At 60.6% G+C, this 23,641-nt stretch carries 27 protein-coding genes; 17 read left to right on the plus strand and 10 right to left on the minus strand.

The window, feature by feature from the left end:
• Window positions 1–3: 3 nt before the first annotated feature.
• Both J9870_RS22495 and J9870_RS22500 read left to right on the plus strand, forming a co-directional pair.
• Complete coding sequence (locus tag J9870_RS22495; protein ID WP_210640215.1) at window positions 4–717, plus strand: CTP synthase; 714 nt, start codon at window positions 4–6, stop codon at window positions 715–717.
• Window positions 714–1,028, plus strand: coding sequence for an antibiotic biosynthesis monooxygenase (locus J9870_RS22500; protein WP_210640217.1), 315 nt, complete (start codon window positions 714–716; stop codon window positions 1,026–1,028). The genes J9870_RS22495 and J9870_RS22500 overlap by 4 nt, the downstream gene beginning before the upstream one ends.
• Before the next feature lie 154 nt (window positions 1,029–1,182).
• Here the strand turns inward: J9870_RS22500 and J9870_RS22505 are convergent, their stop codons facing one another.
• Complete coding sequence (locus J9870_RS22505) at window positions 1,183–1,509, minus strand: DUF2025 family protein (protein ID WP_210640220.1); 327 nt, start codon at window positions 1,507–1,509, stop codon at window positions 1,183–1,185.
• 244 nt (window positions 1,510–1,753) lie between these two features.
• Here J9870_RS22505 and J9870_RS22510 point away from each other — a divergent pair, with 244 nt between their 5' ends.
• Both J9870_RS22510 and J9870_RS22515 read left to right on the plus strand, forming a co-directional pair.
• Window positions 1,754–2,881 (plus strand): glycerophosphodiester phosphodiesterase, encoded by a 1,128-nt coding sequence (locus tag J9870_RS22510; RefSeq protein WP_210640229.1) that lies wholly within the window; start codon window positions 1,754–1,756, stop codon window positions 2,879–2,881.
• 154 nt (window positions 2,882–3,035) lie between these two features.
• Window positions 3,036–3,341: a PepSY domain-containing protein gene (locus J9870_RS22515; RefSeq protein ID WP_018604552.1), complete on the plus strand. Its 306-nt coding sequence runs from the start codon at window positions 3,036–3,038 to the stop codon at window positions 3,339–3,341.
• A gap of 79 nt (window positions 3,342–3,420) precedes the next feature.
• On the opposite strand, the gene J9870_RS22520 is transcribed toward J9870_RS22515, so the two are convergent.
• The gene (locus J9870_RS22520; RefSeq protein ID WP_210640230.1) at window positions 3,421–5,046 is read right to left on the minus strand and encodes a methyl-accepting chemotaxis protein; all 1,626 of its coding nucleotides are present in this window, start codon (window positions 5,044–5,046) and stop codon (window positions 3,421–3,423) included.
• A gap of 363 nt (window positions 5,047–5,409) precedes the next feature.
• On the opposite strand from J9870_RS22520, the gene J9870_RS22525 reads away from it, so the two are divergent.
• From J9870_RS22525 to J9870_RS22540, 4 genes are all read left to right on the plus strand, one after another.
• On the plus strand, window positions 5,410–6,432 hold the full coding sequence (locus J9870_RS22525) for a transporter (RefSeq protein ID WP_210640232.1): 1,023 nt from the start codon (window positions 5,410–5,412) through the stop codon (window positions 6,430–6,432).
• 142 nt (window positions 6,433–6,574) lie between these two features.
• The gene (locus J9870_RS22530) at window positions 6,575–6,718 is read left to right on the plus strand and encodes a hypothetical protein (RefSeq protein WP_162893862.1); all 144 of its coding nucleotides are present in this window, start codon (window positions 6,575–6,577) and stop codon (window positions 6,716–6,718) included.
• A gap of 37 nt (window positions 6,719–6,755) precedes the next feature.
• A complete protein-coding gene (locus tag J9870_RS22535; protein ID WP_210640234.1) occupies window positions 6,756–6,989 on the plus strand; it encodes a hypothetical protein in 234 nt (77 codons plus the stop codon).
• 102 nt (window positions 6,990–7,091) lie between these two features.
• On the plus strand, window positions 7,092–8,291 hold the full coding sequence (locus tag J9870_RS22540; protein WP_210640236.1) for an MFS transporter: 1,200 nt from the start codon (window positions 7,092–7,094) through the stop codon (window positions 8,289–8,291).
• Here the strand turns inward: J9870_RS22540 and arfB are convergent.
• A complete protein-coding gene (gene arfB, locus J9870_RS22545) occupies window positions 8,288–8,701 on the minus strand; it encodes an alternative ribosome rescue aminoacyl-tRNA hydrolase ArfB (RefSeq protein ID WP_210640238.1) in 414 nt (137 codons plus the stop codon). The genes J9870_RS22540 and arfB overlap by 4 nt on opposite strands.
• A 225-nt stretch (window positions 8,702–8,926) precedes the next feature.
• Complete coding sequence (locus J9870_RS22550) at window positions 8,927–10,345, minus strand: amino acid permease (protein WP_210640240.1); 1,419 nt, start codon at window positions 10,343–10,345, stop codon at window positions 8,927–8,929.
• Between the two features lie 935 nt (window positions 10,346–11,280).
• On the opposite strand from J9870_RS22550, the gene J9870_RS22555 reads away from it, so the two are divergent.
• A complete protein-coding gene (locus tag J9870_RS22555) occupies window positions 11,281–11,418 on the plus strand; it encodes a hypothetical protein (RefSeq protein WP_003178782.1) in 138 nt (45 codons plus the stop codon).
• Between the two features lie 94 nt (window positions 11,419–11,512).
• Window positions 11,513–12,478 (plus strand): leucyl aminopeptidase, encoded by a 966-nt coding sequence (locus tag J9870_RS22560; RefSeq protein WP_210640241.1) that lies wholly within the window; start codon window positions 11,513–11,515, stop codon window positions 12,476–12,478.
• A gap of 219 nt (window positions 12,479–12,697) precedes the next feature.
• Here J9870_RS22560 and rluB read toward each other — a convergent pair whose 3' ends face one another.
• The 6 genes from rluB to J9870_RS22590 all read right to left on the minus strand — a co-directional run bounded on the left by rluB (window position 12,698) and on the right by J9870_RS22590 (window position 17,633).
• Entirely contained in the window at window positions 12,698–13,933 is a 1,236-nt protein-coding gene (gene rluB / locus J9870_RS22565) for a 23S rRNA pseudouridine(2605) synthase RluB (RefSeq protein ID WP_210640244.1), read from the minus strand.
• 142 nt (window positions 13,934–14,075) lie between these two features.
• Window positions 14,076–14,267, minus strand: a complete 192-nt coding sequence (locus tag J9870_RS22570; protein WP_210640246.1) for a DUF1289 domain-containing protein — start codon at window positions 14,265–14,267, stop codon at window positions 14,076–14,078.
• Window positions 14,268–14,318: 51 nt separating this feature from the next.
• On the minus strand, window positions 14,319–15,284 hold the full coding sequence (gene scpB, locus J9870_RS22575) for an SMC-Scp complex subunit ScpB (protein ID WP_210640248.1): 966 nt from the start codon (window positions 15,282–15,284) through the stop codon (window positions 14,319–14,321).
• An 11-nt stretch (window positions 15,285–15,295) separates the two neighbouring features.
• Window positions 15,296–15,994: a ScpA family protein gene (locus tag J9870_RS22580; protein WP_165826070.1), complete on the minus strand. Its 699-nt coding sequence runs from the start codon at window positions 15,992–15,994 to the stop codon at window positions 15,296–15,298.
• A 132-nt stretch (window positions 15,995–16,126) separates the two neighbouring features.
• Entirely contained in the window at window positions 16,127–16,756 is a 630-nt protein-coding gene (locus J9870_RS22585; protein ID WP_210640250.1) for an L-threonylcarbamoyladenylate synthase, read from the minus strand.
• 13 nt (window positions 16,757–16,769) lie between these two features.
• Window positions 16,770–17,633: a PHP domain-containing protein gene (locus J9870_RS22590; RefSeq protein WP_210640252.1), complete on the minus strand. Its 864-nt coding sequence runs from the start codon at window positions 17,631–17,633 to the stop codon at window positions 16,770–16,772.
• Between the two features lie 87 nt (window positions 17,634–17,720).
• Between J9870_RS22590 and J9870_RS22595 the strand changes: the two genes are divergently transcribed.
• The 7 genes from J9870_RS22595 (at window position 17,721) to J9870_RS22625 (ending at window position 23,616) form a co-directional block, all read left to right on the plus strand.
• Window positions 17,721–18,317 (plus strand): septation protein A, encoded by a 597-nt coding sequence (locus J9870_RS22595; RefSeq protein WP_210640253.1) that lies wholly within the window; start codon window positions 17,721–17,723, stop codon window positions 18,315–18,317.
• Between the two features lies 1 nt (window position 18,318).
• The gene (locus J9870_RS22600) at window positions 18,319–18,618 is read left to right on the plus strand and encodes a YciI family protein (protein WP_210640255.1); all 300 of its coding nucleotides are present in this window, start codon (window positions 18,319–18,321) and stop codon (window positions 18,616–18,618) included.
• A gap of 106 nt (window positions 18,619–18,724) precedes the next feature.
• Window positions 18,725–19,135 (plus strand): translation initiation factor 2, encoded by a 411-nt coding sequence (locus J9870_RS22605; protein ID WP_210640257.1) that lies wholly within the window; start codon window positions 18,725–18,727, stop codon window positions 19,133–19,135.
• A gap of 7 nt (window positions 19,136–19,142) precedes the next feature.
• Complete coding sequence (locus tag J9870_RS22610; RefSeq protein ID WP_025215146.1) at window positions 19,143–19,820, plus strand: response regulator transcription factor; 678 nt, start codon at window positions 19,143–19,145, stop codon at window positions 19,818–19,820.
• A 211-nt stretch (window positions 19,821–20,031) separates the two neighbouring features.
• Window positions 20,032–20,469 (plus strand): Spy/CpxP family protein refolding chaperone, encoded by a 438-nt coding sequence (locus J9870_RS22615; RefSeq protein WP_210640259.1) that lies wholly within the window; start codon window positions 20,032–20,034, stop codon window positions 20,467–20,469.
• Window positions 20,470–20,535: 66 nt separating this feature from the next.
• The gene (locus J9870_RS22620; protein ID WP_210640261.1) at window positions 20,536–21,876 is read left to right on the plus strand and encodes a HAMP domain-containing sensor histidine kinase; all 1,341 of its coding nucleotides are present in this window, start codon (window positions 20,536–20,538) and stop codon (window positions 21,874–21,876) included.
• A gap of 348 nt (window positions 21,877–22,224) precedes the next feature.
• Window positions 22,225–23,616 carry a di-heme oxidoredictase family protein gene (locus tag J9870_RS22625; RefSeq protein ID WP_246883158.1) on the plus strand — a complete coding sequence of 464 codons (1,392 nt, stop codon included), beginning with the start codon at window positions 22,225–22,227 and terminating at the stop codon, window positions 23,614–23,616.
• Window positions 23,617–23,641 lie beyond the last annotated feature (25 nt).

The raw sequence follows: 23,641 nt of genomic DNA on the forward strand, positions 1-23,641 counted from the left end.
CTCATGGAAAACCAGCGTCCTTTACACATTGCTTTGGTCGGCGACTATGACCCACAGATAACGGCTCATCGGGCAATCCCCCTCGCCCTTGAGCTCATTGCCAGGCAGACCGGCCATGACATTCGTTTCCAATGGTTGGCAACCGGCTCCATCGCTGACAAAAGCGTTCTAAATGACTTCAACGGCGTCTGGTGCGTGCCCGGCAGTCCTTACCGAAGTGAAGACGGCGCCGTGCAAGCGATTCGTTTTGCCCGCGAACAGCGTCGCCCTTTCCTCGGCACCTGCGGTGGTTTTCAGCATGCGGTGCTGGAATACGCTCGCAATGTGATGGGTTGGGCCGATGCCGCCCACGGTGAAACCGCTCCCGAGGCTGAACGGGCGCTGTTGACACCACTCAGTTGTGCCCTGGTCGAAACCATCGATAGCCTTCAGCTTGATGGGGACTCGTTGATTGCCAGGGCTTATGGTCGGAGGACGATTTTCGAGGGTTATCGTTGCAGCTATGGGGTCAATCCACAGTTTGAAAAGGATCTGTTGAGCGGCGGACGACTGCACGCCGTTGCCCGAGACTCGGCCGGCGACCTGCGGGCCCTGGAACTGCGTGACCATCCTTTCTTTGTCGCGACGCTATTTCAGCCGGAACGTGCTGCGCTGGAGGGTCGCATACCACCGCTGGTCAATGCGTTTGTCGAAGCCTGCGCCAGGACAACGCCATGAGCGCCCATTACTATGCGGTGATTTTCACCTCCCTGCGCACCGAGGGAGACCAAGGCTACGCCGAAGCCGCCGAACGCATGCTGGCCCTTGCGCGAGAGCAGCCGGGGTTCCTCGGCGTCGAGTCGGCCCGTGGCGAAGATGGCTTGGGCATCACCGTGTCCTACTGGAGCAGCGAAGCGGCAATCCTGGCCTGGAAACAACACCCCGAACATAGCGCAATCCGCGAGCGCGGCCGTTCTACCTGGTATGCCCATTGCCACACGCGAGTATGCAAGGTTGAACGCGATTATGCGTTCCAACGCCAAACCTGATGCTTGAATCGGTGCTGAATGTTCCGCCGTCTTCGCGAGCAAGCCCGCTCCCACACTGAATCTCGGGTGTTCACAGAGCCTGCCTTCACCACAATCCACTGTGGGAGCTGAGCTTGCTCCCACAGTGTTTCTTGTTCAACTCAAGATCCCGGCTTCAGCCTGTCACCAACTGCCGCACCGCCACGATCTCCGGCAGGTCGCTGCGCGCCATATACACCCGCAAAGGTTCGGTAAGGTTGATTCGGTCGTCGATGTGCTGGTCCAGCAGCAACTGGATCCGCTCGCGCTTGAGGGCCATGGTGCCGTCCGCCACAGGGGCCCAGACAAATTCGCAGGTGGGGATGATGCCGTCGTCGGCCACGTCCATGCCGAAAGCGTCTTCGCTGAAACGTACGATGTATTGGCCGGTCTTGCGGTTCAGGCCGACAAAACCCTTGAGCTGGTCGGCGGCCTGGCAGATGAATGTCGAAGTGGTGCGCATGGTAAACCTCACGGATGCGTCTCGCAGGACGTCTGATCGATGGTTTACACACAAGGCAAGTGAACGATGGTTTCAGGTTTCCCTCTGCCGGGGAAACTGGTGCGGCTAAGGGTACTGCAAAGCATCCCGAAAATGCGTGAGAAAAATCTGCTTTACACATATTTATGTCGGTATAGCGATAGCGCCGATAGCCTTCAGTTGTTAAAAGATAGGTCTTTGCAAAACCTACGAAAGGATCTCGAGCATGCCAGTCACCTTCACCCGCAGTGCGTTGATGCTGAGCCTGTTGCTCGGCTTCGGCCAGACACAGGCCTCCGAGGCCCCAAGCCCCAAGGCCTTGGCGGCCCTACAGGGCATCCCCCACCCGGCAGTGATCGCCCACCGCGGCGCCTCGTTCGACGCGCCGGAATCCACCGCAGCCTCCTACAAACTGGCCCGCGACCTGGGCGCCGACTACTTGGAACTGGACCTGCAACGCAGCAAGGATGGCGTCTTGTTCGTCCTGCATGACGACAGCTTGCTGCGCACTACAGATGTCGCGACCAAGTTTCCCGAGCGCAAGGACAGCGCCGCCAACCAGTTCACCATGGCGGAGCTCAAAACCCTCGACGCCGGCAGTTGGTTCAACGCGGCCTATCCGGACCGCGCCCGCCCTTCGTTTGTGGGCCTGAAAATCCTGACCCTCGATGAAGTGATCAATATCGCCGAGGGCAACCCTCAGCAAAAACCCGGGCTGTACATCGAAACCAAGGAGCCGAAGCTGTTCCCCGGCATCGAACGCGACCTGAAGGATAAATTGCAAGACCGCGGCTGGCTGAGCCCGGCCGGCTCAAAACTGGCCAAGCGCGCCACCGGAGTGGGCCAGGGCAAGGGCAAAGTGGTCTTGCAGACCTTCGAAAAGAGCAGCCTCGAGTTGCTGCACAAAGAGATGCCGAAAGTGCCGAAGATCCTGCTGCTATGGGTGGGCGAAGGCAACATCGAGCCCAAGTCCAAGGTGCCTTTTGCCGAGTCCGGCGAAACCGACAAGGCAGTTTATTACGCCAAGCAGGAGCCCAAGGACAGGGCTGAATTCGAAAAATGGGTACAGTCCGCCAAGGCTCTGGGCGCCATCGGTACCGGACCATCCGCAGCGTTGACCCATGGCGGCAGCCAGAGCTACTCGGACCTGGTGCAACCGTGGATGAACCAGTACACCCATGACCAGGGCCTGCTGGTGCATGTCTACACCGTGGATGAAGCGGTGGACTTCAAGAAAGTCATGGATGCAGGCGTCGATGGCATCTTCACCAACCGCACCAGTGAACTGCTCAACTACTTCAAGCGCCCCGAGACTGGCAGCGTCGCGCAGTTGCTGGAAAAGAACGGCTACTGACCACCCCAAACATGCCTATGGGGTAAAGACTTTTCCCCATAGGCCCTACTCGGCACTTCAGATGTTTTTTCGAATTAAGGGTGAATTAAGTTGCCAGAGATAATCTGGCCCCACTTGAACGACTCACCCCTTAATGACACCAAGGAAAGAACTTATGAAAACTTTGACTGCCCTGTTCACCGCTGCCGCCCTGACCCTCACCGCTGGCCTGGCCCAAGCGGATGTGCGAGTTGACCAGATCCCACAACTGGTCAAGGAAGGCAAGATCAAGTCGCTTGAGTCGATGAACGAAGAAGCCCTGAAGTTGCACCCGGGCGCGACCATCACCGACACCGACCTGGATAACCACTTCAACGGTTATGAGTATGAAGTCGAATTGAAAACTGCCGATGGCAAAGAGTTCGATGTTGATTTCGATGCCACGACCGGCAAAGTCTTGAGCAACAAGCAAGATACTTGATCCGTCAGAAAAAAAGAGCCGCGCAACTTTAGGGTTGCGCGGCTCTTTTGCATTTTTCGATAACTAACGAAAACGACCGTCAGGCGCTCAACCGAGCCGTCACTTCATTCAACTGCCCCGACAAGCCGTGCAGATCCCGACTGGCGGCTTCGGTGCGTTGCACATTGTCCAGGTTAGTGCTGGCGATGCAGGTGATTTCAGTCAGGTTGCGCGAAATATCTTCGGCCACGGAGGTCTGCTCTTCGGCTGCGGTGGCGATCTGGCGGTTCATGTCGCGAATCGCTTCGACAGCCTGGGTAATGCGTTCGAGCATCGCACCGGCCTGGGTCACTTGCTCCACACTTTCTTCGCTGCGGGACTGCCCGCTCTCAATGGCGTGGGCCGCGTCCACCGCACCCGTTTGTACTGTCTGGATGATCTGGTTGATCTCGATGATCGACGAGGCCGTACGCTGGGCCAGGCTGCGTACCTCATCGGCGACCACCGCGAAACCGCGCCCCGCCTCCCCGGCCCGCGCTGCTTCAATGGCAGCATTGAGGGCCAGCAGGTTGGTCTGTTCGGCGATCCCGCGGATCACTTCCAGCACCTTGCCGATACGCCCGCTGTCGGTTTCCAACTGACGGATGACCGTGGCTGTGTTGGCGATTTCGCCACGCATCCGGGTGATGGTGTGGATAGTCCCTTGCATGACCTTCTCGCCCTGTTGCGCCGATTGGTCGGCGTCATCGGCTGCCCGCGCCGCGTCGGCGGCATGACGGGCCACTTCTTGGGCCGTGGCGGACATTTCGTTCATCGCCGTCGCCACCTGATCGGTGCGTTCGAATTGCTCGCTGGTGCCCTGGCTCATCAGGCTGGCGATGGCATTGAGCTCACCGCTGGCACTGTCCAGCTCCGTGGCACTGCGTTGCAGGCGGGTAAAGGTTTCGGCCAGGAAATCACGCAATGTGTTGGCCGCTACCGCCAGATTGCCCAACTCGTCCTGACGGTTGCTCGTCACACGCTCGGCGAAACGCCCATGACTCAGTCGGGTCACGTATTCGATCAGGTTACGGATCGGCTGAACCAGGTTGCGATTGACCAGCCACAAGCTGAACAATCCAATCAGCGCACCCGACACCAGCATGACCACGGTGCCGAGCATAATCGTGCGATCGGCACCGGCGCTGATCAGCATCGATTGCTCGGTGCCCAACTGGCGCAACTGCACCACCAACGCACTCATTTGTTCACTGGCCGCACGGTCCACACCCTTGACCGCCGCATCGCCTGCCGCCGGATCGCCACCGGAGGCGATAAAGGCATCACGGCCCTTTTGGTAGGCCGCGCCCAACTGACGATGCTCATCGCGCAGCGCCTCGATACCCGTCTTGATTGGCGCCGGCACGCCTTCACGCCCGCTCAATTCGCCCAGGATGCCCTGGACATCACGCTGACGCTCCTCGAACTGCTTCCAGTATTTATCCAGGTCCGCTGACTGCTTGCCGCGCAGCAGGACGTTTTTCCATTCCTGCACCTGCACCTTGAACTGCAGGTTGGCCTCGTCGATCAACTGCGAGGCGCGCAACGGTCCATCGATCAGGTTGCGATAGCTCTGGACACCGTTGGAAAGGAAATGAAAGGACGCCAGGGCGATCAGCAACATCGCCAACAGGCTGCCGCTCAGCAGGGCGAGAATCTGGGCTCTCAGGGATTTTTGTAGAAACATGGAGGGGATCTCTTGAGAAGAAAAAACAAACGAACTCACGGAACGACGCGCCCCGACCTCCATGTCCGTGTCGCAACCGAATGCGCGGGAATATGTACACACCATCGGCCTGCCAGGGGCGTTCTTGAGCCTTCCCGACCATCGGTAGCCAGCGGGAGTGATCGGTTGTCTGACCTCAAAAAAACGATGCGACAACCAAAGCGCAGCGATCTGCGCCATCCATCATCGATGGACATTGCAACTCCCGGTAACTGCCGGTTTGGCGGCGCTGCACAACTGTCACAAAACCATCAAGAAAGCTTGCGAAGATGGTGCTCAAGTGAACCTGTAGCCGCGACAGGCACTTCCCGCCAGCGAGACTTCATGAACCACAGCATTGATCAAAGCCACCGCGATCCGGACCTGTTCGGCCTGCTCTACGGATTCCGTTTCCAACCCGGCGAGCGCGGGCAGGAGATAGATTCGGCTCAGGCCTTACGGAGCCTGCAACACCCGCAAGAGGCCGATGAGTTCCTCTGGCTGCACCTGAACCTGGCTCATGCCGCGTGCGAGCGCTGGATGAAAAGCCATCTGACCTTGCCAGATGAGTTTTTCGAAGCCCTGCACGAAGGCTCGCGCTCGACCCGCATCGAGCATGTCGACTCGGCATTGCTGGCCGTGGTGAACGATGTCGTGTTCAACCTCAGCAACATGGTGTCCTCGGATGTCTCCACATTGTGGGTTTGCGTGCACAGCCGATTGATCGTCAGCGCGCGCCTGCAACCCCTGCACTCGGTCGACAAGCTGCGCTCGTCGGTCAAGGCCGGCGAGCGTTTTCGCTCGCCAGTGGAATTACTCGTGCACCTGCTGCGCGACCAAGGCGAAGTACTGACCCAGATCGTGCGCAAGACCAGCCTCAGCGTCGATCAGGTCGAAGATCAGTTGCTGTCCTCGCGGCTGTCCACCAACCGCGCCGAGCTGGGCAGCAACCGTCGGGTACTGGTGCGCCTGCAACGCTTGCTGGCCCTGGAGCCAGGTTCATTGCTGCGCCTGCTCAACCGCCCGCCGCAATGGTTGCAGAAAGAAGACGTCAAGGAGCTGCGCAAATCCACCGAGGAATTCGCCCTGATCATCAACGACCTCACCGCATTGAGCGAACGGATCAAACTGCTACAGGAAGAAATCGCCGCCAACCTCAACGAACAAAGCAACCGCACCCTGTTCACCCTGACGGTGGTCACGGTGTTGGCGTTGCCCATCAACATCATTGCCGGTTTCTTTGGCATGAACGTCGGTGGCGTGCCGCTTGCTGGTGATCCAGAAGGCTTCTGGATCCTGGTGGCGCTGGTCGCAACCTTCACGCTGATTGCTGGCCGCTGGGCATTTCGCAAGCGCCGCGACTATTGAACATGACCTGTCCAGACAACCCCTTTTGTCGGCACAGCGGGATTTAAAAGTCTTTTTGTCATTTCTCCTGGGGTATCCTGCCCAGGCTTTTTAAAAGCGCGGATCTACCAGATCTATCAACAGACTTTGCGAGGAGCGCGATATGCACGAGATCCCTAATCTCCCCTTCCCAAGCCTGCACGACACTGAGCAGACGACCACGCTACAAGCCGGGGGGCAACCAGACGCCCAGCAACCCGAGCCGAAAGAAGCCACTGAACGCCGCCAGGCTGACAGCGAAGACTGATTGACCCGCACCACCAGACCGTGTGGAAAGCGCTAATATGCGCTTTCCACACTGCCTGAATCCTGAGCCCCGCACCATGACCGATGACTCCCCGACCTTCAGCGAAGCCCAAGCCAGCGTCCTGATCGGCACCGCCGAGAAAATGGTCGATATCTGGACACGCCTTTCTCCCGAGAAGCAAACCGCCCTGCTGGCTCGTTTCGGCACCGAAGAAAACGCCCTTGCGGCACTGGTCACCACGCACCTGGTCGGCGGGCAAAACGACCGCTGAGCAACCATTGGGCAAATAGTTTTACTTTTCCACGCGCAGCCACCACGGTCGCCGTTATCATAAGCAGCCTATCTATCCTGCTGCTCCGTGGACCTTTACCCCATGACAGATTCCCAGCGCCCCCTGGCGGTCACGCTGCAAGTCGTTTCCATCGTCCTGTTCACCTTCATTGGCTACCTGAATATCGGCATTCCCCTGGCCGTGCTGCCTGGGTATGTCCACGGCGAGTTGGGTTTCGGCGCGGTGATCGCCGGGCTGGTGATCAGCGTGCAGTACCTGGCCACCCTGCTCAGCCGTCCTTACTCAGGAAAAATCATCGACAACCTGGGCAGCAAGCGTGCGGTCATGTTCGGCCTCGCCGGCTGCGGGCTGAGCGGTGTGTTCATGCTGGTGTCTGCCTGGACGCCCCATCTGCCAACGTTCAGCCTGATCAGCCTGTTGATCGGGCGCCTGGTGCTGGGCAGCGCGGAAAGCCTGGTGGGCTCCGGCTCGATTGGCTGGGGCATCGGCCGGGTCGGTGCGGCGAATACCGCGAAGGTGATTTCCTGGAACGGTATTGCCAGCTACGGCGCGCTGGCCATTGGTGCACCGCTGGGGGTATGGCTGGTCAATCGCCTGGGCCTGTGGAGCATGGGCGTCAGCATTATCATGCTGGGTCTGTTGGGCTTGGCACTGGCCTGGCGCAAGACCGCCGCGCCCATCGTCGCTGGCGAGCGCCTGCCGTTCATGCACGTGCTGGGGCGCGTCCTGCCCCACGGCTGCGGCCTGGCCCTGGGCTCCATCGGGTTTGGCACCATCGCCACGTTCATCACCCTGTATTACGCAACGCAGCACTGGGACAACGCCGTGCTGTGCCTGAGCCTGTTTGGCGCCAGCTTCATCGGCGCGCGCTTGCTCTTTGGCAACCTGATCAACCGCCTGGGCGGCTTTCGCGTGGCGATTGCCTGCCTGTCGGTGGAAACCCTGGGGCTGTTGCTGCTGTGGCTCGCACCGGACGCCCATTGGGCCCTGGCGGGCGCGGCGTTGAGCGGTTTTGGCTTTTCCCTGGTGTTTCCGGCGCTGGGCGTGGAGGCCGTCAATCTGGTGCCGGCCTCCAGCCGTGGTGCGGCGGTGGGCGCTTATTCGCTATTCATCGACTTGTCGTTGGGGATCACCGGGCCACTGGCCGGTGCAGTCGCTGCGGGCTTCGGCTTTGCCTCGATCTTTCTGTTCGCCGCTCTGGCGGCCCTGGGTGGGCTGGCATTGAGCATCTACCTGTACCGGCAGGCGCCGAAGTACCGCGAAAAACGCGAGAAAAACTAGAAGTCCACCTTGCCACGCCCAGCCTTGATCGAGCCGCGCTTGGTCTTGGATTCCAGGCGACGCTTTTTCGAGCCCAGGGTCGGCTTGGTCGGGCGACGCTTCTTTTCGACCTTGGTGGCGCTGAGGATCAACTCCGTCAGGCGCTCCAGGGCATCGGCCCGGTTCTGTTCCTGCGTGCGATATTGCTGGGCCTTGATGATCAGCACGCCGTCGCTGGTAATACGACTGTCGCGCAAGGCCAGCAAGCGCTCCTTGTAGAACTCGGGCAAGGACGAGGCCGGAATGTCGAAGCGCAAGTGCACGGCGCTGGACACCTTATTGACGTTCTGCCCCCCGGCACCCTGGGCGCGGATAGCCGTCAGCTCGATCTCGGCGTCCGGGATGTGCACAGCGTTGGAAATCACCAGCATGGAAAGCGTCCGGTATCAGGCCCTACAGGATACCGCGAATCCCCCAGCCAACGATCAACCTTGTGGGAGCGAGCTTGCTCGCGATAGCGGTGTGTCAGTGGTGAAGATATAGGCTGCTGTACCGCTGCCATCGCGAACAAGCTCGCACCCACAAGGGGGATTGTGTCTTGCCTTAAAACAACAAACCCGGCGCCAGGCCGGGTTTGTCATGTTCCCAGGACGTTTTTACTTGGCAGCCGCCGCCACAGCCAGTTCATGCCGGGCACTGCGCTTGTTCTTGATCAAGTAGCACACCCACATGAACACCACCCACACCGGAATCGCATAGACCGATATCTGGATGCCGGGGATCAACAACATCACGCCCAGGATGAACACCACGAACGCCAGGCAGATGTAGTTGCCGTACGGGTACCACAGCGCCTTGAACAACGGTGTCTGACGGGTCTGGTTCATGTGTTGGCGGAACTTGAAGTGCGAGTAGCTGATCATCGCCCAGTTGATCACCAGGGTCGCGACCACCAGGGACATCAGCAGCTCCAGCGCGTGCTGCGGGATCAGGTAGTTCAGTAACACCGCCACCAGCGTCACGGCCGCCGAAGCGAGGATCGAACGCACCGGCACGCCGCGCTTGTCGATCTTGGCCAGGACCTTGGGCGCATCGCCCTGCTCGGCCATGCCCAACAGCATGCGGCTGTTGCAGTAGGTACCGCTGTTGTACACCGACAACGCGGCGGTCAACACCACGAAGTTGAGGATATGGGCTGCGGTGTTGCTGCCCAGCATCGAGAACACCTGCACGAACGGGCTACCGCTGTAGGCATCGCCGGAGGCATTGAGGGTGGTCAGCAGGCTGTCCCAAGGCGTCAGGGACAACAGCACCACCAGGGCACCGATGTAGAAAATCAGGATCCGGTAGATCACCTGGTTAATGGCCTTGGGGATCACCGTTTTCGGTTTGTCCGCCTCGGCGGCGGTGAAACCGAGCATCTCCAGGCCCCCGAAGGAAAACATGATGATCGCCATCGCCATCACCAACCCGCTCACGCCGTTGGGGAAGAATCCACCGTGGGACCACAGGTTGGTCACCGACGCTTGCGGGCCGCCATGGCCGCTGACCAGCAGGTAGCTGCCCAAGGCAATCATGCCGACAATCGCCACGACCTTGATGATCGCGAACCAGAATTCGGCCTCGCCAAAGACTTTGACGTTGGCCAGGTTGATGGCGTTGATCAGCACGAAAAACGCAGCGGCCGACGCCCAGGTCGGAATGTCCGGCGCCCAGTAGTGAATGTACTTGCCAACCGCGGTCAGTTCCGACATACCCACCAGGATGTAGAGAATCCAGCAGTTCCAGCCCGACAGGAAACCAGCAAAACCGCCCCAGTACTTGTGGGCAAAGTGACTGAAGGAACCGGCCACCGGCTCTTCGACAATCATTTCACCCAACTGGCGCATGATCATGAAGGCGATGAAGCCGCAAATGGCGTAGCCGAGGATCATCGACGGGCCGGCTGACTTCAGCACCCCCGCCGAACCGAGGAACAGGCCTGTACCAATCGCGCCGCCGAGGGCGATCAGTTGAATGTGGCGATTTTTCAGGCCGCGCTTCAGCTCGCCTGAATGCGAATTTTGTCCACTCATGAAAGGGTCTCACGCAAGGTTTGATGATGTTCGTTAGACGTTGCCACTCGAATCGGATCTCAAGCAGCGCCGATCAAACCCCAGCGCAGGCACCAGGAGTTCAGCGTTTTTTCAACGGTCATGCGTCACCTGTTTGTTTTTATCTGTGACGAAATCGAACCCGACACGCTTGTGGCGTGGCGGAGTGAACAAGGCGGATAACCTTGAAAGTGCGTGGGTACGCGAAGGGTCACAGTAAAACGCGGCGCATTGTACACCGCCGACCCCCTGCTGCCAGACACCACCAGATCAGCGTGTCATTCGCCGGGATTGCGCGTGTCCGCCTCGAAGGTTTCGGGCGGCTGCAAAAATGCGTCCAGGCTCTTGCGAGCCCTCGATGGGTATGGCGTGAAAAACGCCACGACGGGAGAAATGGAATTGAGCTACGGCGTTCATTGCGCCTCCTTCTTGTTATTCACCTGCACGACAGGCATGGGGCGCATCTCACCCTTCCCGGCGATTTGAAACAAGCGGGCCAGGGCCTTGGAAGGCCCACTACGACGGACGCGGCGGAAGCTTTTTCTTACACCATCTGGAATCGTCATTTGCGGCCAACTCGACAAGGCGAAATCGTCAGTAATTCTTTACAACCTGTAACGCAGAATTTCCAAGTAGGAATTTTCCGTCAACTGCCTGCAAATTGACGGTAGGTAGCTACCTATTAAAAAAAATCGCCAGACAGCTGTTTTTGAATGAGTAAATTCCCCACCCGAAAATGGAATAAAAAATTCAAAAGAAAAAAATAAAATAATTTTTTGCATTCCAAAAAACCCTGGACTAGGTTTCAGCGACTTGCCCACGCATCGTGCCGGCAAGTTCTGCGGTGCCGCTTCTGGCCAGTTTTCACTCGCTGTCTCGCGCCGCACTTTCCGTAAAAGTCATCTAGGAGATTCACTATGCAAGCACTGGACAAAGACTTGGAAACCGAACTGCAACTGGACGAATGGTTTGAAGCACCGACCCATGAAGCCGCCGTTGAAATGATGCAAGCCGACGCCGTCGTTCCATTCGGCACGGCCATGTGGCCTCTGTAGGCATTAACCCGCGGAGCTGATCCGGCCGGTCAGCTCCGCCACTGTTACTGATGTGTCAGGGAAGCCAATTACATTTGTCAGGGGAAGAATAAGCATGGACACACAACGAGCCATCTCACATTTCCTTTACTACCTCGAACACCATCCCGCCCTGGCCGGCATCCAGCCCGCCAAGGTGTTGCTCGGCCATACCGTCGACTACGAAGCACTGACCGGGGCCATTGCCGAACAGGCTGGCAGCGCCTCGCCCTTTCGGTTCAGCACCATGCGCCTGGACCTTGAATCCACCGAGCGCCTGTCCAAGGCCATTGCCGAAAGCGATCTGTATATTTTCTTCTACGACTCCTCCACCCTGCCCAACCCGCGCCCCGACGGCCCGGACTTCGTTCGTGCATTGCAAGGCGTGATGGCAGACAACTGGAAGAAATCGCTGCTGTTCAAGGACTACGGCGATTATTTCTACGACACCTTCAGCGTCATTCCCCAACGCATCGCGGGGCTCAACAGCCACCTGATCCGGCGTATGTCCCAGGCAACGACCTTGAGCTTCCAGGATGACCACGGCTCGTATTTCGATACGGCCCTTTCCAGCGTCAAGAAATGGACCGACATCAACGGCCTTGGTAACTACGACCTGGCCCCCGGCGAAATCGCCACCCACAGCGATACCATCAATGGCCGGGTGAATTTCCTCGGCACGTTCCTGGGCACCATCCCGTTCGCGCGCAAATATGGCGTGCTGCAATCGCCGCTGGAGCTGTGGATCGAAGATTCCACCATCCAGAAAATCGCCACCGATGTACCGGGCCTGGAGCACGATTTCAACAAGTACCTGGATGCCAATCCATCCAACCGTCGCATCGAGGAACTGGGGATCGGCACCAACGAAGGGGTCAAGGGCCTGTATGCCCGCAATGCCGGCTTCGAGGAGCGCCATTGCGGCCTGCACCTGGGGCTGGGTGGCGGGGCCAAGGGGAGCCATCACCTGGACCTGATTTTCGAGGGGGGCATGTTGGCCCTGGATAACGAACCGATGTTTGATGGGCGGTTTGTGCTTTAGCTTGGGATTTCTGCAAGGCTGATGCCGCCATCGCGAGCAAGCTCGCTCCTACAGTTGGTCTTCAGTGAATAGAACAACTGCGGTCGGCACCGCACCAGTGTGGAGGCGAGCTTGCTCGCGATGGCGGACTATCTGCACCGCATCACTAAAGCCAAGAAAAAAAAACGCCAACCACAAGGGGTTGGCGTTTTTTCTTGCAGCTAGAAGCTCACAGCGGCCTCACTCCGGCTTACGACGCCCAAACCCCGGACGTTGTCCCGAACCTGCCGGTGCCCCGCGGCGCTTGCCCGATGGCGTGTCACGGTCGACCAGAACGATGCCCGGGCGCTTTTTCGGCGCTGGCTTGGCCGGGCGCTTGGTGTCGGCCGGGCGATCGGCCACTGGCGTACCACGACCAGCAGGAGCACCGCGACCTTCGCCGCGTTCAGTCCGACCGTTGGCCGGGCGTGGCGTGCGCGGGCCGCGTTCGCCGTCCTGACGTGGCGCCGGCTTGCGGGCCGGGCGTTCGCCTTCGATCTGCGGCTCGCGGGAAGGACGTGGGCCGGTCGGCGCACCTTCAGCAGCCGGACGCAGGGTACGCACGCGCTCGGTCTTGCCCATTGGGCGCGAGGACTTACGCTGCATCCGCTCCAGCTTGTCCTTGCTCTTGGCGGTCATCTGCGGCATCGCCACCGGCTTGAGACCCACTTCGGCCGCCAGGATGTCGACTTCGTACTGGCTCATTTCGCGCCAGCGGCCCATCGGCAGGTCGGAATTGAGGAACACCGGGCCGAAACGCACGCGCTTGAGGCGGCTGACCACCAGCCCTTGGGATTCCCACAAACGCCGCACTTCACGGTTACGGCCTTCCATCACCACGCAGTGGTACCAGTGGTTGAAGCCTTCGCCGCCCGGTGCCTGCTTGATGTCGGTGAAACGCGCCGGGCCGTCTTCCAACACGACACCAGCCTTGAGGCGCTCGATCATCTCGTCGTCGACTTCGCCACGTACGCGCACGGCGTATTCGCGGTCCATTTCATAGGACGGGTGCATCAAGCGGTTGGCCAGCTCACCGTCGGTGGTGAACATCAGCAGACCGGTGGTGTTGATGTCCAGGCGACCGATGTTGATCCAACGGCCTTCTTTAGGACGCGGCATCTTGTCGAACACGGTCGGACGGCCTTCCGGGTCGTCACGGGTGCAGATCTCGCCGTCGGGTTTGTTGTACATGATCACGCGGCGCACCGTTTCGGCGGCCTCTTCGCGCTTGATCACCTTGCCATCGATGGTGATGGCGTCGTGCATGTCGACACGCAGGCCCAAGGTGGCATCTTTGCCGTTGACCTTGATCCGGCCCTGGGTGATCCAGGCCTCTACGTCGCGGCGCGAGCCGACGCCGATACGGGCAAGGACTTTCTGCAGTTTCTCGCCTGCTGGGCCGATTTCCTGGCTGTCGTTCTGGTCTTGGTCTTTCATTCTGGGCACCTCCCGGTGTGGTCGGGTCAGGCCTGGCCTGACACTTTGAAAACGGGTCCTTGGCGAAGGGATCGCCAAAGGGTCGCGAATCATACGCTCGTTGTGGCGTTTGCGCATCAGAGACTAGTTGATCGATGCGCGCTCAGCGCTTTTTCCGCCGACCGGTGGTGCCCAGTTTGATCAGGCGCAACGCCGCTTCGGCCAGCACCGTGCGTTTGTCATCCTTGTCGAGTTTTTTCCAGGCCTTGATCTCGCGCTTGCTACGCCCGCAACCGATGCAGATGTCGTCGTCGAATTTGCAAAGGCTGATGCAGGGGTCTTTGGTGGAGCTCATGATCATTGGACCGCACTACTTGGTGTGGGAGTGGCGGTGTGTCAGACGGGATTAGTCGTCGAACTGGCGCCGTTCGTTTTCAATCGCTTCAGCCAAAGCCCGGGCTTCGGCTTCTTCGTCGCTCAGTTCCGGCTCGGGTTCGCGCGGTTCGAGGGCGGCGACGGCGGCCAGGAGTTTCTCCCGAGCTTCGGCAACGCCAAGAATGTCTTCTTCGGGCTCAGGCTCAGGCTCAGGCTCGGTCTGGAGTTCAGCTTCACCGTCGGGCTGCAAGGGCTCATCCGTCTCGCCTTCAGGCCCCGGCCCCTCACGCAGCAAGTCGTCGAAGTCGGTCTTCAAGCCTTCTTCCATGGTGTCCAGCTCCAGCAACAACGAGTGGAAACTGGTCTCCTCCTTGGGCTCCTCAGGCTCGGCGCTGGCGTCGGCCAGTTCCTGCAAGCCCTGGGGCACCGGGGCGTCGTCGAACTCCAGCATCGGTTCGGGTTCCAGCTCCCGCAACTCGGCCAGCGGCGGCAAATCATCAAGATTTTTCAGGTTGAAGTGATCGAGAAAGGCCTTGGTGGTGGCGAACATCGCCGGTTTGCCCGGCACATCCCGGTAGCCGACGACCCGGATCCACTCACGCTCCAACAGCGTCTTGACGATATGGCTGTTAACCGCCACGCCCCGCACATCTTCGATCTCGCCCCGGGTGATCGGTTGGCGATAAGCGATCAACGCCATGGTTTCGAGCATGGCGCGCGAGTAGCGCTGCGGCCGTTCCTCCCACAGGCGCCCGACCCAGGGTGCGAACTTCTCGCGGATCTGCAGGCGATAACCGGAAGCCACTTCCTTGAGCTCGAAAGCCCGCCCCTCGCAGGACTTGCCCAGGAGTGTCAGGGCTTTCTTGAACACGGCCGGCTCAGGCCGCTCGCCTTCTTCGAAGAGTTCGAACAGCCGCTCCATCGATTGCGGTTTTCCCGAGGCCAACAGGAAAGCTTCAAGCAAGGGGGCCAGCTCGCGGGGTTCAGTCAGATTCATTGATTTGCTCGTTATTCGGCTCGTGCCCGCACGTGGATCGCTGCGAACGGCTCATTCTGCACCAGCTCGACCAAGGATTCCTTGACCAATTCCAGGACCGCCATAAACGTCACCACCACGCCCAGCCGCCCTTCCTCGGCGGTGAACAGCTCGACGAACGGCACAAAGCCGCCGCCCTTGAGCCGCTCCAGCACATCGCTCATGCGCTCGCGGGTGGACAACGCTTCGCGGCTGACCTGGTGACTTTCAAACATATCGCCGCGGCGCAGGACCTCGGCCATCGACATCAACAATTCTTCCAGGCTGACATCCGGCAACAACTTGCGCGCCCGCGCTTCGGGGGCGTCGAGCTTGGGCACTACCACATCGCGGCCGACCCGGTTCAAGCCATCGAGGCCTTCAGCCGCGACCTTGAAGCGCTCGTATTCCTGCAAGCGGCGGATCAGCTCGGCCCGTGGGTCGTCCTCTTCCGCTTCGACCTCGGCCGAGCGCGGCAACAGCATCCGCGACTTGATCTCGGCGAGCATGGCCGCCATCACCAGGTATTCGGCCGCCAGTTCCAGGCGCACCGACTGCATCAGCTCGACATAGCCCATGTACTGGCGGGTGATTTCCGCCACGGGGATATCAAGGATATTGATGTTCTGTTTGCGGATCAGGTACAGCAGCAGGTCAAGCGGCCCCTCGAAGGCTTCGAGGAACACTTCCAGCGCATCCGGCGGAATGTACAGGTCCAGGGGCATTTCCATGACCGCCTGGCCATAGACCATGGCGAACGGCAGCTCCTGCTGGGCGCCGGCCTGGCTATCTGCGCTGTCCACGGCGGTTTCCACAGCCGACATTCAAGCCTCGACCATGAACGGCGCCGGATCGCCGCACCCGACACGCACCACCTGCGGCTCGCCGTCGGCCAGGTTGATCACGGTAGACGCCTTCATGCCACCAAAACCGCCGTCGATGATCAGGTCGACCTGATGTTCAAGCATCTGGCGCATCTCGTAAGGATCGGTCAGCGGCTCGGTCTCGCCGGGCATGATCAGCGTCACGCTCATCAGCGGCTCACCCAGTTCCGCCAACAGTGCCAGGGCAATGGGATGGCTTGGCACCCGCAGGCCGATGGTGCGTTTTTTCGGGTGCAGCAACAATCGCGGCACTTCCCGGGTGGCGTTGAGGATAAAGGTGTACGGCCCTGGCAAATGGGCCTTGAGCAGCCGGAACGTTCCGGTGTCGATCTTGGCGAACAGGCCAAGCTGCGACAGGTCGCTGCAGATCAACGCAAAGTTGTGCTTGTCGTCCAACTGACGCAGGCGTCTTACCCGCTCCACGGCGTTCTTGTCACCGATCTGGCAACCAATGGCGTAGGCGGAATCGGTGGGATAGATCACCACACCACCGCCTCGGATGATTTCCACGGCCTGTTTGATCAGGCGCGCTTGCGGGTTTTCCGGATGAATCTGGAAAAATTGACTCACGTGTTCTACCTGTTCAGACGGCGGCGGTAACGGGATCATGTTTGAATCTACACCATAGTGGTGGCAGATCTTCCGGCAACGGGCGATATTCGCCGATCTCGGACCAGCCCCCAGGGCCATGGAAATCACTGCCGGCGCTAACCAGCAGACCGAACTCGCGGGCCAGGATCGCCAGGCTGCCAACCTGCTCGGCCGGCTGATGGCCGTTGACCACCTCGATGGCATGGCCCCCTGCTTGAATATAGTCGGCAACCAGGCGACGGCGCTTGCTGCGGGTGAAGTCATAGTGCCACGGATGCGCCAGGCTGACCCAGGCGCCGGCGGCCCGCAGGGTTTCGACGGTCTGCTCCAGCGTCGGCCAATGCTGCTTGACGTCCCCCAGCTTGCCGGCCCCCAGCCATTTGCGAAACGCTTCGGCGCGGTCCTTGACGAACCCTTCGCGCACCATCCAGTCGGCAAAGTGCGGCCGGGCCGGTGCGTTGCCACTGTCACCCAGCTCCTGCTGGATCTGCCGGGCGCCTTCCAGCGCTCCGGGCATGCCCTTGAGGGCCAGCTTGCGGCTGATCTCCTCGGAGCGTAGCCAGCGACCATCGCGCAGGTCGGCGATGGCCTGGACCAGCGCCGGCGCATGCACATCAAAACCGTAGCCCAGCACGTGGATGGTTGCCCCACCCCAGGTGCAGGACAATTCGACCCCGTTGACCAGCTGCATGCCCAGCGCCGTGGCGGCGCTGCGGGCCTCGTCGAGGCCTTCGAGGGTGTCGTGATCGGTCAGGGCCAGGACTCGCACGCCGTGCTCGAACGCCCGCGCCACCAGAACCGCAGGCGCCAGGGCGCCATCGGAGGCCGTGCTATGGCAGTGCAAATCAACATTCACGAGAGTTTGTTACCTCAAATCAGCTGGCCCTATCGCGGCCAAGGATGTTTGTTATTATGCCGCCACATCCTGCTTCTGGCTGCCACTGTGAAACAATTCATCGACTTCATCCCGCTCCTGCTGTTTTTCATCGTCTACAAACTTGATCCACGGGCCGTCGACATCGCCGGTCATTCCTTGACTGTAGGCGGTATTTACAGCGCCACAGCGGTGCTGATCATCAGCTCGCTGGTGGTCTACGGCGCGCTGTTCGTGTCCCAGCGCAAGCTGGAGAAGAGCCAGTGGCTGACCCTGATCGCCTGCCTTGTGTTCGGCAGCCTGACCCTGGCCTTCCATAGCGAAACCTTCCTTAAATGGAAAGCTCCGGTGGTCAACTGGCTGTTCGCCCTGGCCTTCATCGGCAGCCACTTCATCGGTGATCGCCTGCTGATCAAGCGCATCATGGGCCACGCCATAAGCCTGCCAGACCTGATCTGGACCCGGCTGAACATCGCCTGGATCGCCTTCTTCCTGTTCTGCGGCGCCGCCAACCTGTTCGTCGCATTCACATTCCAGGACTACTGGGTGGACTTCAAGGTCTTCGGCAGCCTGGGCATGACGCTGCTGTTCCTGATTGGCCAGGGCATCTACCTGTCCCGTCATTTGCATGATGCCGACTCCACCACGCCAAAAACCGAGGACTGACATGCTCTACGCAATCATTGCCACCGACGTCGCCAACTCCCTGGAAAAACGCCTGGCCAACCGCCCGGCGCACCTGGAACGCCTGCAGCAGCTCAAGGCCGAAGGCCGTGTCGTCCTGGCCGGCCCGCACCCGGCGGTAGACAGCAATGACCCGGGCGCCGCTGGCTTTACCGGTAGCCTGATCGTGGCCGAGTTCGACTCGCTGGTCGCCGCCCAAGCCTGGGCCGAGGCAGACCCGTTCGTCGCAGCCGGCGTCTATGCCAATGTCGTGGTCAAACCGTTCAAGCAAGTCCTGCCGTAATCCTCCACGCGCAATGAGCCTTCGCGGCTCATTGCGTTCAGTTGCTCATTTTTCTCGCTCGCCGGCCGACAACCTGTCTAATCTCGATTGGAATTCAGGAGTTGCAATGCGCAAAGGTCCGTTGTGCCTGTTATGGGTCACGTTGGCGATCGGGGCACCCGCCCATGGCGAGGAGAGCACCGAGGGCAGTCATTCGACCCCCTTGTCCCTGAGCGCCGGCAGCCAGATCGCCGAATTGCAGCAACGCTTGAAAGACAGCGAACGCCAGCGCGAAGAACTGAGCAAACAACTGCAAAGCGCCGACAGCGAACGCGAGAGCGCCTTGCTGGCGCGGTTGCGCCAGGAGAATCAGCGCTTGAAACTGCAACTCAAGGAAGCCCAGGCCAACCCCCTGCCACGCCTGTTGACCGATCAACAGCAATGGTTCGTCATTGGCGCCGGGGTAGCGCTATTGGCCCTGCTCTGCGGTATCTTTGCCAGCGGTGGACGTAGACAACGTCGGCAATGGCTAAATTGAGTGAGTCATGAGCGAGCTGTTACTGATTGATGATGACCAGGAGCTGTGTGAGCTCCTTGGCAGTTGGCTGGGCCAGGAAGGTTTCCAGGTCCGCGCCTGCCACGACGGCCAGAGTGCCCGCAAGGCACTGGCCGAAACCGCCCCGGCGGCGGTGGTGTTGGATGTAATGCTGCCCGACGGCAGCGGTCTGGAACTGCTCAAGCAGCTACGCAACGATCACCCGGAGCTGCCGGTGCTGATGCTCTCGGCCCGTGGCGAACCGCTGGACCGCATCCTTGGCCTCGAACTGGGGGCCGACGATTACCTGGCCAAGCCCTGCGACCCGCGAGAACTGACCGCCCGCCTGCGCGCTGTGTTGCGCCGTAGCCACCCGGCGGCGGTGTCCAGCCAGATCGAACTGGGTGACCTGACCTTCAGCCCGGTGCGTGGCGTGGTCAGCATCGACGAACAGGAACAGACCCTCACCGTATCCGAAAGCCGTCTGCTCGAAGCGCTGCTCAAGCAGCCGGGCGAGCCGCTGGACAAGCAGGAACTGGCGCAGATCGCCCTGGGTCGCAAGCTCACCCTGTACGATCGCAGCCTCGATATGCACGTCAGCAACCTGCGCAAGAAAATCGGCCCCCACCCCGACGGCCGCCCACGCATCGTGGCCCTGCGCAGCCGTGGCTATTACTACAGCCTCTGAACACGGCACCGATTACTTGTGGCGGGGGGATAAATCCCCTCGCCACGGTAATCCTCTCGCCACGCTTTTTGTGTTTGGCCCACACTGTTTTGTCAGGCCTGCACCAAATCGTCTTTACCCAAGCTTTACCCACCCCTGACCGCCGCTGACCTTGATCTCCGTAATCTGCACTCATCCGGAACTGACCGGGAATGAGACAAGGAGATACCCCATGCGCAAGACCCTTATCGCTCTGATGTTCGCTGCCGCCCTGCCCACCGTCGCCATGGCCATGCCTGGAGATGCAGGCCCGATGGGTCCGATGGAGGGCCCGCGCCACGGCGGCATGATGCATGACAAAGGTCCCCTCAGTGACCTGGACCTGAGCCGCGAACAGCGCCAGCAGATCCGCAAGATCATGGGCGAGCAGCGCCATGAACGTCGCGAACTGGTAGAGAAATACCTGGCCAAATTGTCGCCAGCCGATCAGAAAGCCATGAAAGACGAAATGGAAGCCCGTCACCAGAAAGTCGACGCCCAGATCCGCGGTTTGCTCAAGCCTGAACAGCAAAAAGAGTTCGACGCGATCCAGAAGAAGCAAGCCGAGCGCCGCGCCGAGTGGGCCGAGTTCAAGGCCTGGAAAGCGCAGCAACCGCAAAAAGCGCAATAATGCACTGAGATGCCCCCAGCCCAACGGCAACCGCCGTTGGGCTTTCTTTGTTTTCGAGGATTTACCGTGCGTTCATTGTTCTGGCGCATCCTGGCCAGTTTCTGGCTGGCCATCGCCCTGGTAGCAGGGCTTTCGATTCTTATGGGCCACATGCTCAACCAGGACGCCTGGATCCTCAGTCGCCATCCGGGCCTCAACACCCTGCCCGAAGAGTGGACGCAAACCTACGAAAGCCAGGGCGAAGACGCGGCGCAGGAGATCCTGCAACAGCGCAAGCGCCAGTATCACATCGACGTCCAGGTGCTCAACGAGAGCGGCGACCCGGTGGTGCGTGGCACCTTCCCCCGCCGCGCCGCGGCCTTCGAGGCGCGGCAGAACAATGACGACCGACGCCTGCCCTGGCGGCGCCTGACCGATGAATTCACCAGCGCCAAAACCGGCGACACCTACCTGTTCATCTACCGCATCCCCCATCCCGAATTGGACGCCTGGCACCGCGACAGTTTGCTCTGGCCCCTCAGTGCCTTGGGGATCGCCCTGGTGGTGTTGACCTTGTTCAGCCTGTTGGTGACCCTCTCTATCACCCGCCCGCTGAGCCGCCTGCGTGGCGCCGTGCATGACCTGGGTCAAGCCACCTACCAGCAGAACAGCCTGGCCAAACTGGCCAATCGCCGGGATGAGTTCGGCGTACTGGCCACCGACTTCAACCGCATGGGCGCACGCCTGCAGAGCTTGATCGGCAGCCAACGGCAGCTATTGCGAGACGTGTCCCACGAATTGCGCTCGCCCCTGGCCCGACTGCGCATCGCCTTGGCATTGGCTGAACGGGCCAACCCCGAGGAACGGGAAAAGCTTTGGCCGCGCCTGACCCGCGAATGCGATCGCCTGGAAGCGCTGATCAGCGAAATCCTGGTCTTGGCCCGGGTCGATGCCGACAACGCCAGCGCCGAAGAGGTGGACCTCAATGGTTTGCTGGTCACAGTGCAAAAAGATGCGCAACTGGCCTCACCGGAACAAAGTGTGCAACTGGAAGCAGAGCCAAACCTGACCCTCAAGGGTTGGCCGACCATGATCGAGCGGGCGGTGGATAACCTTCTGCGCAACGCCCAGCGGTTCAACCCAACCGGGCAATCGATCGAGATGCGCGCGGTGCGCCAGGGCGAACGGATTCTGGTGAGCGTGCGCGACCACGGGCCGGGGGTAGAGGCCGAGCACCTGGGTCAGTTGGGCGAGCCGTTCTATCGTGCGCCCGGCCAGACCGCCGCCGGCCATGGCCTGGGCCTTGCCATTACGCGCCGCGCCGCCGAGCGTCATGGCGGCACGCTGGTGCTGGCCAATCACCCAGGCGGCGGATTCATCGCGACCTTGGAGTTGCCATTGGTGCCGGGAGCTGTTGTCCAGCCTTAACCCCGCGGCGGAAGAAAACCAAACAGTGGCAGAGGATCTATCTGTGGCGAGGGGATTTATCCCGCTAGGGTGCGCAGCGCCTCCAAATGTGTCTGTCACCGCGGTGTAGCAGATAAACCAGGGGGTCGCTGCGCGGCCCCACGGGGATAAATTCCCTCGCCACAATGGGATCAAACCACCCTTGAGTGAGCCACATTTTCCTCTCTCATATCAAAGCAGCCTTCATCAAACTAAACGATAATTCCTCTTATTCAAACTGCCCCGTCCTGTTAGACTTTGCGCCCTCGTTTCACTCATCTTCCAGGATGCCCGATGCCGTCGTTGCCTCTTCGTTTATGCGCTCTGTTCATGGCCCTGGGCCTGAGTGCCTGCGATGATGCCCCGCGTTTTACCCAGGCCGAACCCGGCGAAGCCCGGTCCGGTGGCACCGCGACGGTACGCAAGACCGATCAGAACGCCTTCTCCCTGCCTTCGGCCAACCTGCCACCGTCGCGGCGCGTGGACTTCAGTGTCGGCAACAGCTTCTTCCGCAGCCCCTGGGTGATCGCTCCCTCGACTACCACGGCCCGGGACGGCCTCGGCCCCTTGTTCAACACCAATGCCTGCCAGAACTGTCACATCAAGGATGGTCGCGGTCATCCGCCGGCCCCAGACGCAAGCAGCGCAGTGTCGATGCTGGTGCGCCTGTCGATCCCCGATGCGCCGCCCTATGCCAAGGTCATCGAACAACTGGGGGTCGTGCCGGAACCGGTTTACGGCGGGCAATTGCAGGATATGTCCATCCCGGGCGTAGCCCCCGAAGGCAAGGTGCGGGTCGACTACAACCCCGTCCCCGTGCGTTTCAAGGACGGGACTGTCGTGGAACTGCGCAAGCCGAACCTGCAGATCAGCCAACTGGCCTATGGGCCGATGCACCCCGACACGCGCTTTTCCGCCCGCGTCGCCCCGCCAATGATCGGCCTCGGGCTGCTGGAGGCCATCCCTGACGAAGCCATCCTGGCGAACGCCGAGGCTCAGGCGCGGGAGAAAAACGGCATCGCCGGCCGCCCCAATCAGGTCTGGGACGATGCCCAGCAAAAAACCGTCCTGGGACGGTTCGGCTGGAAGGCCGGGCAACCCAATCTTAATCAGCAGAACGTCCACGCCTTCTCCGGCGACATGGGCCTGACCACCAGCCTGCGGCCGTTCGACGACTGCACCGAGACCCAAGTCGACTGCAAGCGCGCGCCCAGCGGCAACGGCTCGGACGGTGAGCCGGAAGTCAGCGACAACATCCTGCGTCTGGTGCTGTTCTACAGCCGCAATCTCGCGGTGCCGGCCCGTCGCGAAGTGAACTCGCCCCAGGTGCTGGCCGGCAAGAATCTGTTTTTCCAGGCCGGTTGCCAGTCCTGCCACACACCGAAATACACCACCTCCGCCAACGCTGCCGAACCGGAGCTGGCGAACCAGGTCATCCGCCCTTACACCGACCTGCTGTTGCACGACATGGGTGAAGGCCTGGCCGACAACCGCAGCGAATTCAAGGCCAGCGGCCGTGACTGGCGAACCCCGCCGCTGTGGGGCATCGGCCTGACCGAAACCGTCAATGGCCACACCCAGTTCCTGCATGACGGTCGCGCCCGCAACCTGCTCGAAGCCGTGCTGTGGCATGGCGGTGAAGCGCAAGCGGCGCAGCGCCAGGTTTTATCGTTCAATGCCCAGCAGCGTGCCGCGCTACTGGCGTTCCTCAATTCCCTTTAAACGCACTTTCCAGAACCGGGAGCCC

This window comes from Pseudomonas sp. Tri1 (assembly GCF_017968885.1).
Lineage (GTDB): Bacteria > Pseudomonadota > Gammaproteobacteria > Pseudomonadales > Pseudomonadaceae > Aquipseudomonas.